The 12,589-nt window shown below is 70.1% G+C and carries 11 protein-coding genes; 4 read left to right on the forward strand and 7 right to left on the reverse strand.

Going from position 1 to position 12,589, the window contains the following annotated elements; all coding sequences use genetic code 11:
• Window positions 1–16 precede the first annotated feature (16 nt).
• The 4 genes from urtA to RNZ50_20910 all read right to left on the reverse strand — a co-directional run bounded on the left by urtA (window position 17) and on the right by RNZ50_20910 (window position 6,946).
• On the reverse strand, window positions 17–1,297 hold the full coding sequence (urtA, locus tag RNZ50_20895; GenBank protein ID MDT8857452.1) for an urea ABC transporter substrate-binding protein: 1,281 nt from the start codon (window positions 1,295–1,297) through the stop codon (window positions 17–19).
• A 253-nt stretch (window positions 1,298–1,550) separates the two neighbouring features.
• Window positions 1,551–4,961 carry an AAA family ATPase gene (locus RNZ50_20900; protein MDT8857453.1) on the reverse strand — a complete coding sequence of 1,137 codons (3,411 nt, stop codon included), beginning with the start codon at window positions 4,959–4,961 and terminating at the stop codon, window positions 1,551–1,553.
• Entirely contained in the window at window positions 4,942–6,243 is a 1,302-nt protein-coding gene (locus RNZ50_20905) for a DNA repair exonuclease (protein MDT8857454.1), read from the reverse strand. The genes RNZ50_20900 and RNZ50_20905 overlap by 20 nt, the downstream gene beginning before the upstream one ends.
• Before the next feature lie 166 nt (window positions 6,244–6,409).
• Entirely contained in the window at window positions 6,410–6,946 is a 537-nt protein-coding gene (locus tag RNZ50_20910; GenBank protein MDT8857455.1) for an invasion associated locus B family protein, read from the reverse strand.
• 171 nt (window positions 6,947–7,117) lie between these two features.
• Between RNZ50_20910 and RNZ50_20915 the strand changes: the two genes are divergently transcribed.
• Together RNZ50_20915 and RNZ50_20920 are read left to right on the forward strand one after the other, a co-directional pair.
• Window positions 7,118–8,113 (forward strand): asparaginase, encoded by a 996-nt coding sequence (locus RNZ50_20915; protein ID MDT8857456.1) that lies wholly within the window; start codon window positions 7,118–7,120, stop codon window positions 8,111–8,113.
• Between the two features lie 262 nt (window positions 8,114–8,375).
• Window positions 8,376–8,717 carry a DUF2794 domain-containing protein gene (locus RNZ50_20920; protein ID MDT8857457.1) on the forward strand — a complete coding sequence of 114 codons (342 nt, stop codon included), beginning with the start codon at window positions 8,376–8,378 and terminating at the stop codon, window positions 8,715–8,717.
• Window positions 8,718–8,719: 2 nt separating this feature from the next.
• On the opposite strand, the gene RNZ50_20925 is transcribed toward RNZ50_20920, so the two are convergent.
• The 3 genes from RNZ50_20925 to RNZ50_20935 form a co-directional block, all read right to left on the reverse strand.
• Window positions 8,720–9,538 (reverse strand): NlpC/P60 family protein, encoded by an 819-nt coding sequence (locus tag RNZ50_20925; protein MDT8857458.1) that lies wholly within the window; start codon window positions 9,536–9,538, stop codon window positions 8,720–8,722.
• Window positions 9,539–9,540: 2 nt separating this feature from the next.
• Window positions 9,541–10,923, reverse strand: a complete 1,383-nt coding sequence (locus tag RNZ50_20930; GenBank protein ID MDT8857459.1) for a leucyl aminopeptidase family protein — start codon at window positions 10,921–10,923, stop codon at window positions 9,541–9,543.
• 86 nt (window positions 10,924–11,009) lie between these two features.
• Complete coding sequence (locus tag RNZ50_20935; GenBank protein MDT8857460.1) at window positions 11,010–11,393, reverse strand: hypothetical protein; 384 nt, start codon at window positions 11,391–11,393, stop codon at window positions 11,010–11,012.
• A gap of 140 nt (window positions 11,394–11,533) precedes the next feature.
• Here RNZ50_20935 and RNZ50_20940 point away from each other — a divergent pair, with 140 nt between their 5' ends.
• Both RNZ50_20940 and RNZ50_20945 read left to right on the forward strand, forming a co-directional pair.
• The gene (locus tag RNZ50_20940; protein ID MDT8857461.1) at window positions 11,534–12,178 is read left to right on the forward strand and encodes a carbonic anhydrase; all 645 of its coding nucleotides are present in this window, start codon (window positions 11,534–11,536) and stop codon (window positions 12,176–12,178) included.
• Between the two features lie 188 nt (window positions 12,179–12,366).
• Window positions 12,367–12,579, forward strand: a complete 213-nt coding sequence (locus tag RNZ50_20945) for a modification methylase (GenBank protein ID MDT8857462.1) — start codon at window positions 12,367–12,369, stop codon at window positions 12,577–12,579.
• Window positions 12,580–12,589: the final 10 nt, after the last annotated feature.

A 12,589-nucleotide genomic window follows, 5' to 3' on the forward strand; every position in this document is an offset into this window, starting at 1 on the left:
GCCCCTTCCGGTCAGATCAGTAGTTGGACTTGATCTGGACGCAGGTCTTGGTCTCGGTGTTGTACATGCCGCAATCCAGCGTCGCCCAGTCCGACTCCAGCACCTTCGATTCCGGCAGGAAATCGGTCCAGGCGTCGCCCGGAACGGGTTCGGTCTGGCTGATGATGTCGAACTGTCCATCGGCCTGAATCTCGCCGATCAGCACCGGCTTGGTCAGGTGGTGGTTGGGCAGCATCTTGGCGGTGCCACCGGTCAGGTTCGGCACTTCAAGGCCATACATCGCGCTGCGCACGGCGTCGACATCGGTGGTCCCGGCCTTCTCGACCGCCTGCACCCACATGTTGAAGCCGATCACATGGGCTTCCATCGGGTCGTTGGTCACGCGCTTTTCACCGGCGAAGGCTTTCCACTTCTTGATGAATTCGGCGTTGATCGGGGTATCGGCCGACTGGAAGTAGTTCCACGCCGCAAGGTGGCCGACGAGGTTCGAGGTATCCAGCCCCGACAGTTCCTCTTCGCCCACCGAGAAGGCGACAACCGGGATGTCATCTGCCGAGATGCCCGCGGCGGCCAGTTCCTTGTAGAAGCCGATGTTGGCATCGCCGTTGATGGTGGAGATCACACCGACCTTCTTGCCGTCGGCACCCAGCGCCACCACGTCAGCCACGATCTTCGACCAGTCGGAATGGCCGAACGGCGTGTAGTTCACGAAGATGTCTTCCTTGGCGATGCCCTTGGACACGAGGTAGGCTTCAAGGATGTTGTTCGTGGTGCGCGGATAGACATAGTCGGTGCCCAGCAGCGCGAACTTCTGCACGCCAAGCTCGTCAAGGAAATAGTCGGTCGCCGGAATCGCCTGCTGGTTTGGTGCGGCCCCGGTGTAGAACACGTTCTTCGAGCTTTCCTCGCCCTCGTACTGCACCGGGTAGAACAGCAGGCCGTTCAGTTCCTCGATCACCGGCAGCACCGACTTGCGGCTGACGCTCGTCCAGCAGCCGAACATCACGTCCACATTCGACACCGTCATCAGCTCGCGCGCCTTTTCCGCGAACAGCGGCCAGTCTGAGGCCGGGTCGACCACCACCGCCTCAAGCTGCTTGCCCAGCACGCCGCCCTTGGCGTTCTGCTCGGCGATCAGCATCAGCATGGTGTCCTTCAGCGTGGTTTCCGAGATTGCCATCGTGCCCGACAGCGAATGCAGCACGCCGACCTTGATCGTCTCGTCCTGCGCCTGGGCCGCGGTGGCAAGCGTCAGCCCCAGGGCCGCGCCGGTCATGTATCCCCTGAATGCGTTCATGTTTTCCCTCTCCTGAAGCCGCCTGTCCGCGTTGGCATCCGGGTTTTTCTGGCAGCGTGCGTGGTTGCAACCGGTGCGGGGTCGTGACCCTCGCCCCTGCAGCAGAACCGTGCCGCCACATTGCGGCAAGCAGGCAGAGGGTCAGGGTGCGGCGGCCATCCGGCTGTCCGGAAAAATGCCGAAAATTTTCGCGGCTATCCGGAAAATGACGGAAAATTGTGCGCTTCGACGGAATCGGGCGATTCGCGGCCTGTCAGCCGAGCCTGTGCACCTGTGCGCCGGGGCAAACGCGGGTCGCAAGGTCGCACAGGTGGCGGTGGTGCGTCAGGTAGATCACCTGCCCCACCTCTGCCATGCCCGCCAGCAGGGCAAAGGCTTCGGCAGAGCGGTCGTCGTCGAAGGTTTCCATGATGTCGTCGGCGATGAAGGGCACCGGCGGGCGGGCGCGGGCAAATTCGTGATACCCCGCCACCCGCAGCGCCAGATAAAGCTGGAATCGCGTGCCCTTTGACAGTTCGCGCGCCAGTTTCGAGCCACCGCCCCCGGCCACGGCCACCAGCACGTCACGGTTGTCCTCGGGCTGGGTGGCAAGGCCGGTGTAGGCGCCCCGGCTGATGGTGCGGAAGGCATCCGACGCGCGGCGCAGCATGGCCGAGCGATGGCTGTCGCGGTAGGCGCGCAGCGCGTGGTCCACGGCAAGGATGCCAAGGCGCTGGCGCAGGTGGCGCTCGGCCTCGTCCGCGATCGACAGGATCACGGTCTGGCGCCCCTCGTCCAGCCGGGCCACGGCATCGTCGCCGCCGATGGCGTCAAGCTGGCGCCGCACCTCGGCCCGCGCGGCAAAGGCGTGCTGCGCGGCGGTGGCGCAGGCGGCGGTCTCTGAGGCCAGCCGGGCCTGGTCAAGCTCAAGCGCGGCGGGGTCGGCACCCGCCAGATCGGCCAGCGCCGCCGCCAGATCGTCGGTCCGCAGGGCGGCGCGGATGTCCTGTTCCAGTGCGCCGCACTGGCCGCGCAGATCGTCGCGGCGGCGGCACGCGGCCAGCGCCTCGTGCAGCGGTGCGGCGCCGCCGACGCCGAAGAACCCCGCCATCTCGTCGATCCGCGTGACCAGCGCGGCGCTGCGGGCAGACAGATCGGCCTGCCGGGCAAGGGCGGCCTGCAGGTCCGCCCCGGACCGGGCCAGCGCCTTTGCGGTATCCAGTGCCGCGGCGCGCCGCGCCACAATCTGCGCCCACAGCGCCGCGGGCTCGCCCCCCGGAAGCGCCAGCGCCGCCGCAAGGGCCAGCACCGCCCGCCCGAACGCATCGCGGTTTGCCGCCATCTTGGCCACGCGGTCGGCCAGGCTGTCGCGCATCGCCACCGCGCGGTCGAGCGCGTCGAGCACCGTCAGCGTTTCGGCCGCCGCAGCCACGCCGGGGGCGGCCTCTGCCAGCCAGGTGTCGGCGCAGGCTGCGACCCAGGCATCGGCCCAGTCGCGGTCGGCGGTTTCGGCATCGGCCATTGCCTGCTGGCGCCGGGCTAGGTCGCGCCGGGCAAGGGCTGCGGCCTCCTGCCCGGCGGCATGGCGGGCCCCGGCGTCGGCCAGTGCCTGCGCCTGCGCGAACAGCAGGTCGAACGGGGCCGGGGCCACGCCCAGCGCCGCAGCCAGCGCCAGTGCGTCGCGGGAAAGATCGGCAAGGGCCGCGTCATGCTCTGCCGCGGCGCGGCCGAGGGCGGTCAGGGCGTCCAGCGCCTGATCGCGAAGGGCCAGCCAGTCGCGCAAGGCCGCCGGAGTCATGTCGGCGGGCAGGTCGGGCGCCAGGCGCGCCAAGGCTTCGGCCAACTGGGTGGCAACCTCGGCGCGGGCGGCCAGCGCCCGGTCCTGCGCCGCCTCGGCCGTCGCGATCTCGGCGCGCAGCACGGCCAGCGCCTCGCGCGCCTGCGCGGCGCGGCTGGCCTCGGCCCCGGCGGCGGCCTGCTTTCCGGTGATCAGGTCATCACGGCGCAGCGCGGTCTCGAAGGCATCGGCCGAGGCGTCGGTCAGCGCCTGCCGGTGCGCCGCCCAAAGCCGTTCGCGCAGGGCCCTTGCGGCAGCGGGGTCGGGCAGGTCGGCGTCGGTCGCCGTCAAAGCCTGCACCCCCGCCTCCAGCCGCGCCGCCTCGGCGCGCAGCCGCGCCAGCATCGCCCCGGCTTCGGCCAGCGCCCGCTCTGCCGCCTCGGCCTGCTGCGCCCAGCGGGTCAGGCGGTCCGTGGCCGGTCGCTCCATCGCGGGCAGGTCGGCGGCGGCACCCGCCCAGGGCCGCAGCGCCGCCAGCCTCGGGGCCAGCGCCGCCTCGGCCAGCGCCACCTGCCGCGCCGCCTGCCGCAGCGCCTGTGCCGGATCGCGCGCCCGCAGCCCCGCCACCAGCAGCGTCAGCGCGCCGGACGCCACCGCATCGCCCGCACCCACCAGCGCCGCCTCTGCCTCGGCCAGCCGGTCCCGCGCCGCCGCCGCTTCCGCCACCGCCGCCCCCAGCCGCGCCTCGACGCCCGACCGCGCGCCGATCAGCCCGCGCAGCGCCCCCACCGTCGCCGCAGGCAGCACCAGCGCGCCCGGATCGCGCCCTGGCTGGCCCAGCCGGTGCAGCAGACCCGCCACCGCCTGCCCCGCCGCCGCGGCCTCGTCGCGCCGCTTCGGCAGGTCGCGCTCGGCCTCAAGGTGGCCGGGCAGCAGCGCCTCGGCAGCCTCGATCTGCGGCAGCAGCGCCAGCAGTCCCTCGTCGGGCACCAGCCCGGCCCGCAGCGCCTCCAGCCCCGCCACGTCAAACGCCGCCTGTTCCAGCAGCGCCTGCGTCGCCGCCTGATCCTGCGCCAGACCGGGCAGGGCCTCGGCCCAGCCGGGTGGCGGCTCGGGCATGTCGGCCAGCGGTGCCAGATCCGCCTGCAGGCCGCGCAGGCGGGCAAGGCCGGGCAGCACCGCAAGCACGCGGCGCACCGCATCAAGCTGCACCTGCGCCGCCGCCTGTGCCGACTGCGCCGCCTGCCAGTCGGCCTCGGCCTGTGCCAGCGCCTGCGCCAGCCTCGCATGGTCTGTCGCCTGAGTATCCAGCCCCTTGCGCTGATCCTCCAGCGCCACAAGCCTGGCCTTGAGTGCGGCGAGCGCGGTCTTGCTGGCGCGCGGCCGGTGAAAGACTTCGGCCTGCTGGCGCGCCCGGTCGAGCGCGGCGCCCAGCCCCGACAGCCCGGCACTGGCGGCAAACAGCAACTGCCCCAGATCGCCCTGGCTGGCCAGAATGCTTTCGCCGCCCGCCTCCAGCGTCTCGTCATCCAGCGAGAACATCGCCTGGTAGCCGCCCCGGTCGATCCCGCCCAGCGCCGCCTGCACCACCGCCTCGGGCAGCACCGCGCCAGAGGCATCCTGCAACGCCCCCTGCTTGCGCTTCAGCCGCACCAGTTCCTGCACCTGCCCGCCCAGATCGAGCGCCGCCCCGATCCGCATCGTCGGGTAATCGTGCAGGAACTTGTAGGGGCTGCGGTCGGGGATGCCATAGAGCAGGTCGAGCCAGGCACAGAACAGCGTCGATTTCCCGGCCTCGTTCGGGCCGTAGACGATGTGCAGGTCGGGCGTGCCGGGGGTGGCGCCGAAATCCACCACCCGGTCGGTGAACTTGCCGTAGCGCGTCAGGTCAAGCCGGTTGATCCGCATCCCGCCCCCCGTGCAATGCGGCCAGCACCTCGGCCGCCCCGGCCTGCATCAGGTCGGCGCGCGCGGCCGCGATGCGGTCCGGGTCATCGCCCGGCACGGCCGCCAGACCGGGCGGCAGCGCCCGCAGCAGATCGGCGGGCAGGGCGCGCAACTCGCGCGGGAGGGCGCGCAGCAGCTCGTCGGTGACCTCGGCCCCGGCCTGCACCAGCCCGGCGTCGCGCGGATCGATCAGCGCCGCCAGATCGGCCAGCGCATCGCCCACCACCGCCCTTTCGCCCGCCTCGGTCAGGTTTTCCAGCTTGTCGATCCAGACCGAGCCGAGGCTTTCGGCCACCGCCACCGCCTCGTTGCCCATCAGGTCGCCGTCGCGCAGCAGCCGCCAGGCCAGCGGCGTCCGCCCGGTCAGCATCGGGCGCAACACCAGCTGGTCTGCCGCGTGATCGCGCCGCGCGGCGCGGACCGCCTGACCCAGCGCCGCGACCAGATCGGGCCAGCCTTCCAGCCCGTCCACCGCCACCGGCACCCGCTCGAACCGCACCGCCGCCGTGTCGCGAGTCTCGGTCAGCACGCGGCCATCGTCGGTCACCGTCACCAGCGTGACCGATTTCGCCCCCGCCTCGCCGATGTCGCGGCCCTGCGGCATTCCCGGCATCACCACCGTGCAGCGCCCGGGATATTCGGCCCGCACATGCACATGCCCCAGCGCCCAGTAGTCGAAGCCCGAGGCTTGCAGGTCGGCCAGCGCGCAGGGGGCGTAAACGTCATGCCCTGCCGCGCCGCCCAGGCTGGTGTGCATCATCCCGATGTTCACCGCCCCCGGCACCGGCGGCCTGAACTTGCCCAGCAGGCTGTCGGGCGCCTGCGGGCGGGCAAAGCTGATGCCGTGAATCGCCACCGGGCGGCCGCCGGTTTCCACCATCCGCACCTCGGCCCGCGCACCGAACACCGTGACCGACGGCGGAAACACCAGCTCGGCCGTGATCCTGGACATGGCGTCGTGGTTGCCGCGGATAAGCCAGGTCGCAACCCCCGCCGCCTCCAGCCGCGCCAGCTGCGCCAGCAGGAACCGCGCGGTCTTCATCGAAGTCTGCGCCCCGTCGTAAAGGTCGCCCGCGATCAGCAGCGCATCAACCGCCTCGGCCAGACAGAGGTCGATGATCCGCACGAAGGCGGCACGGGTGGCGGTGCCCACCGCCTCCGACAGCGCGGTGTCGCGCAGCGCCAGCGATTTCAGCGGCGAATCCAGATGGATGTCGGCGGTATGGATGAAACGGAAGGGCAAGCGCCAGACCTCGGGCCGAAGGGGCCGACCCGCACTGTCACCCGCGCCGGGGCCGAATGTCAAAGCGGTTTGCCGCGACCCCTGCGCACGGCCCCGGGTGCAGACAGGCAAAAGGCGGCCCGCAGGCCGCCCCGTTCCCGCCCGATGGTCAGGCAGTCATGCCGACTTACTTGCAGCGTTTCTCGGCCTCGTCCATCGCGGCGGTGAAGCCGCGCAGGCTGAACGTGTCCTTGGTCTGGGTGCCCTTGCCCGACCGGGCCGACAGCACCGCCGTCGTGCCCTTCTTCATCGAGGCGAGCAGCGCCGCGTCGTCGCCGGTGCTCGCGGGCCATGCCCATTCGCCTTCGGTGAACAGCTCGTAGGTCGTGTTGTCGATCGCCACCGAAACGGTGGACCCCGGCGCGAACGGGTAGCCGCCCGAGAACGAGATCTCGCCCTTGGCCCCGGCACCGGGGCGGAAGGTCACGAACAGCAGGATGTCGCCGCGGCGCACCGAGACGGTCTTGCCGTCACGGGTGTTCACGGTTTCCTTGGGGCTCGATACGCCCCAGCACTCGGTTGCCTTGGCCGCGCCCTTCGGTTCGGTGAACACGCTCCAGTCGGTCTTGGTGGCGACGCGATTGGTCGATTCCTGCGCGATAGCCCCGGTTGCTGCCAGTGCGATGATTGCGCCGCCAAGGGCGCGCGCCAGAATGGATGTCATATTTTCACAGCCTCCAGCTGCCTTCTGCCTCTGCCCGACCACTGTCGCTTGCAGCGCGACCTTTTCCTGTAGCGCAGGGCAATTCAACTCGATATCCCCTCCATAACGCAAAACCGGCATGCCTTGAAAGCCCCATGGGCATAAAATCGCGCATGTGTGAGAGGGGACAGCATGGCACAGGCGATTCCGATGGTCGAAGCATGGCGCGGCGGGATGCTGGAAAGCAGCCATTCCGGCCACGCGGTGATCTGCGACGCGGCAGGGCATATCGTCGAATCCTGGGGCGACCCCGAGGCGGTGATCTTCCCGCGCTCATCGTGCAAGATGCTGCAGGCGCTGCCGCTGCTGGAAAGCGGCGCGGGGGCCGGGCTGTCGGATGCGCAGGTGGCGCTGGCCTGCGCCAGCCATCAGGGTGCCGCGCTGCACACGGGCATGGTGACACGCTGGCTGGCCGATCTGGGGATGACCGACGCCGACCTGCGCTGCGGATCGCACGAACCCTATGACCGCGACGAACGCGACCGCCTGATCCGCGCGTTCGAGGCGCCCTGCCAGATCCACAACAACTGCTCGGGCAAACACGCGGGCTTCCTGACGCTGGCGCGGCATCTGGGTGCGGGGCCGGAATACGTGCGGCTTGACCATCCGGTGCAGCGCGCCGTGAAGGCCGCCTTCGAGGAGGTAACGCGCGAGCAAAGCCCCGGCCACGGCATCGACGGCTGTTCCGCGCCGAACTTCGCCACCTCGCTGCATGGTCTGGCCCGTGCCATGGCGTTCTTTGCCGCCGCCCCGGACGATGGCGACGCCCGCGCCCGCGCCGCCCACCGCCTGACCCGCGCGATGGCCGCCCACCCCGACCTGGTGGCGGGCGAAGGCCGGGCCTGCACCGAGCTGATGCGCGCCATGGGCGGCCGCGTCGCGATCAAGACCGGGGCCGAGGCGGTTTTCGTCGCCATCCTGCCCGAACAGCGGCTTGGAATCGCGCTGAAGATCACCGATGGCGCCACGCGCGCCGCCGAAGCGGCGATTGCCGGGCTGCTGGTGCGCCTTGGAGTGCTGGACGCCGACCACCCCGCCACCCGCAAGCGGCTGAATGCGGTGCAGCGCAACTGGAACGGGCTGGAAACCGGCATGTTGCGGCTGGCGCCCGGTTTCCTGCCGGGCTGAGCGCACGCAAGAACCCCTGCCCGCCGGGGTTTCCCTCGGCGGCAGGGGCCTTTTGGTGCGCAGCAAGTGCGTCCGGCGACCCGAACTGGGTGGGGGCGAAAGATCGTGCCGCCGGACGTTCGTTACTCGCTACCCCTTTCTTTTCGCCGGCGATCCGGGCGGGGCCTGGGCGCTGCTGCGGCGGTTGCGGGGTGTTTTCGCGGCAGGAATGCGGCAGGGGATGCAGGCTTGCTTTGCCGGATTCCGGCGGTAAGCTTGTCCGATGATCGCGCCGACCCCGTTCCCTCTTTCCGCCACGCTGCACGAGCAGGTCAGCTTCGACCGGCGCGAGCTGGGTCTGATCCTGTCGCTCTACGGCCGCATGGTGGCTTGCGGCGAATGGCGCGACTACGGCATTTCTTGCCTGCGCGAATATGCGGTGTTCTCGGTGTTCCGCCGGTCGGCCGAAAACCCGCTCTACCGGATCGAGAAGCACCCGAAGCTGCGCGTCCGGCAGGGGATCTATGTGGTGCTGGGCATGGATGGCCAGGTGCTGCGCCGCGGGCATGATCTTGCCGTGGTGCTGCGGGTGCTGGAACGCAAGCTGATCGGCCCGGTGGACTGACCTCAGGGGCGGCGGCGTGCGATCACCGGGCCGTCGCCCCCGGCGGCGATGCGGGCAATGGCGGCCTTGGTATTCTCGACCACCACGGCCATGAAGGCGCTCGTGGCGTGAATCATGAAATCGGCATTCATCGCCATCGCGACATGGCCCTTCCAGAACAGCAGGTCGCCGCGCTTCAGCACCGCCTTGTCGGCCAGCGGCGCGCCAAGCGCCTGTTGCAGATCGCTGTCCGACGGGCAGGGCGTGCCGCAGGCCAGCAGGGACGCCTGCACCAGACCGGAACAATCCAGCCCCGCCCGGCTGTTGCCGCCCCAGAGATACGGCGTGCCGAGGAAGACCTGCGCGATGGCAACCGGGTCGGCGTGCCACTGGCCCAGCGGGCGCAGGTGCCGGGTCGGCACATAGCCCGCCGTGGTCTGGCTGAACCGCGGGCCTTCCGCCAGAACCGTCAGCCGCGCGCCAAGCGTCAGGGCGCCGAACTGCGGCGCCCGGATGTCCGGCGCGGGGTAAAGGTGGCTGGCGGGCGCGGCGAGCCAATGGGTGGGCGTCGTGGCGGGACCCAGCGCCGCCTCGGGCAGATAGCCGCAATGGCCGTCCTTGACCGACTGGCCGAAGGCATGGCCTTCGTGCCGGTCGATCACCAGAAACCCGTCGCCCAGCAGCAGCTGCCGGTCGCGCGGCCCGCCCGGCTCCACCCGCAGATCGACCAGCGGGCGGATCACGCTGGCAGCCTCGCCTGTCGTGAAGCGGGGGGCATCGACTTGCCCGCGCAGGCTTTCCAGCGCGGCGCGGGCATTGGCGGGGGTCAGGCGGCGATCCATGCTCACAACCCCAGCATCTGCGGCAGCGCCTGCAGGACAGCCCGCGCCCCCTGCCCCACGCCGCCCTTGGGCCGGGCCGGAGCCTCTACGGGCGTATGGCCATAGATGTCGAAATGCAGATAGCGCGGGCAGGTGACGAAGCGGCGCAGGAACAGTGCCGCCGTGATCGACCCGGCAAAGCCGCCCGAGGGCGCGTTGTCGAGATCGGCGATGCCGGGTTCGATCATCGGTTCATACGGCGTCCAGAACGGCAGCCGCCAGACCGGATCACGCACCGCCGTCGCTGCCGCCTGCAACGCCTGCGCCACGCCCTCGTCATCGGTGTAGAACGGCGCCAGATCCGGCCCGACCGCCACCCGGGCCGAGCCGGTCAGCGTCGCCATGGAAATCAGCAGGTCGGGGCCTTCCTCGTCGGCAAAGGCCAGCGCGTCGCCCAGCACCAGCCGCCCCTCGGCATCGGTGTCGTTGACCTCGACCGTCAGGCCCTTGCGCGAGGTCAGGATATCGCGCGGCCGCATCGCGCGCCCCGAAATGGCATTCTCGACCGCTGGCACCAGCACGCGCAGCCGCACCGGCAGCCCCAGCGTCATGATCATCTGCGCCAGCCCCAGCACGGTGGCTGCCCCGCCCATGTCCTTCTTCATCAGGTGCATTCCCGATGTCGGCTTGATGTTCAGCCCGCCGGTGTCGAAGCACACGCCCTTGCCGACCAGCGTGAGGCGCGGCCCCGCGCGACCCCAGCGCATGTCGAGAAGGCGCGGCGCGCGGTCTGACGCGCGGCCAACCGCATGGATCATCGGAAGGTTCTGCGCCAGAAGGTCGTCGCCGCGCACCACGGTCGCTTGCGCGCCATGCCGGTCGGCAAGCGCCAGGAACGCGGCCTCCAGCTCGGCGGGGCCCATGTCGGAGGCGGGCGTGTTGATCAGATCGCGCGTCAGCCATTCCCCCGCCGCGATGGCCAGCAGCCGCGCCGCATCGCAGCCTTCAGGCGCCTTCAGCCGTGGCAGAACGGTCTTGGCCGCGCGGTAGCGGTCGAACCGATACTGCGCCAGCAGCCAGCCCAGCGCGGCTTCGTCCCGGTCCTCGGGCGCAAGGTCATGCTCCAGATGCCAGTCGCCCGCAGGCAGCAGCGCCACGGCCCGCGCCAGCCCGAACCGCCCACGCGACCGCGCCTTGGCGGCGCCGCGCCCCACCACGGCCCCCGCCACGCCGCCCTCGGGTGTCGGCAGCAGCCGCACCTCGCCCAGGCCCGCCTCGAACCCCGAACCGGTCAGCCAGCCTGCCACCGCCTGCGGCTGCCCCGCCAGCCAGTCGCCCAGCCCTTCTGCGGCAACGACATGCAGCGGGCGCGAGGCTTCGGCGGGATCGGCGAATTCAGGGGGCATGACAGGTTCCGGGCAAGGCTGCGTTGCCGCGAAGCCTAGCCTTTCCACCGCCGCCCGCAAGGGCCGATGCGAACCTGCCCGCCACGCTAAAGCGACTGGTCGAGCAGATCCTTGTCCGACGCGAGCGAGCGTTCCGCCACCCGCAACAGCCGCGCCCAGACCGCCGCGAACGCCGTGGCATCGCTGCTTTCCAGGCAAAGCCGCACATCGCCCGCCACCAGCCCGAGACTGACCATCCCCAGATGTTCCGACATCCGCTGCAACCGGCGCAACTGGCGTGCCAGATCGGTCAGGTCATGCGCGCGCACCTGCTGCGCCAGCCCCGCCATCGTCAGCGCCAGCTCGGCCAGCGCCCGCGTCACCACCTGTTCGGCCGCCGAGGTGCCCATCCCGCGATACATCGCGGCGATCGGTTCCGCATCCTGGCGCACCCTGTCTTTCGGTCGAAGGACCGTTACCGTGCCTGTCATTTCACCACACCTTCCACGTCTCACCCGAAGCCGACCCTGCGCCGCCATGTTGAACAAAAGGTTGCCCGCGCTGGAAGAAACCTCTCGAATTTTCCCGATCCCGCGCTTAGGAAGGGCGGCGACCCGAACGGAGACTGTCGATGGACCAGGCCAAACCCCTGCCCGCATATCTGGTGCACCGCTATCTTGGCTGGCGGGCCACGACCTATCAGGACAACAAGGCCTGGTATCGCCGCCTGGCCAGCAGCGGGCAGCATCCGCGCGCGATGGTCATCTCCTGCTGCGACAGCCGGGTTCACGTCACCTCGATCTTCGGGGCGGACGAGGGCGAGTTCTTCATCCACCGCAACGTCGCCAACCTGGTGCCGCCGTTCAACCCGGACGGCGAGTATCACGGCACCTCGGCGGCGGTCGAATACGCGGTCACGGCGCTGGGGGTGGCGCATATCGTGGTGCTGGGGCATTCCAACTGCGGCGGGGTCAAGGGCTGCCACGACATGTGCTGCGGGCAGGCGCCGGAGCTGGAGCTGCGGTCGAGCTTTGTCGGGCGCTGGATGGACATCCTGCGGCCGGGATACGACCGGGTGGCGCATCTTCCGCCCGAAACCCGGCCCCGGGCGCTGGAGAAGGAGGCGGTGGTGGTCAGCCTGGAAAACCTGATGACCTTCCCCTTCGTGCGCGACGCGGTCACCGAGGAAAAGCTGACCCTGCACGGCTTGTGGACCGATACCGGCGAGGGCGGGCTGGAACAGTATGACCCGGCGCAGGGCTTTGTCGGGGTGTGAGTTTCACGCGTGAAAATCCGTGCATGACATTGGTTTTGCACGATTTTTCTGCCTCCGTTAACCCAATTGCAAGAGTTTGCGCCGCCCCGCGGGGCGGGGTTTTGCGTTTGCCTGCACGCAAGGCGCCGGTTAACCATTGCGCAACCATGGCGTGGGCTCGTGGAGCGCGGGCAGCGGGGCGGGCGTGAATGACCAATCACCTGTATTACGGCGACAATCTGGCGGTGCTGCGCGACAGCATCCGCGATGCCTCGGTCGACCTGATCTACCTTGACCCGCCGTTCAATTCCAACGCCAGCTACAACGTGCTGTTCAAGGGGCCATCGGGCAGCGAAAGCGCGGCGCAGATCGAGGCTTTCGACGACACCTGGCACTGGAACGACAGCGCAGAGGCGGCGTGATGCGGTCGGA

It is taken from the genome of Paracoccaceae bacterium Fryx2 (assembly GCA_032334235.1).
In the GTDB taxonomy this organism is placed as follows: domain Bacteria; phylum Pseudomonadota; class Alphaproteobacteria; order Rhodobacterales; family Rhodobacteraceae; genus JAVSGI01.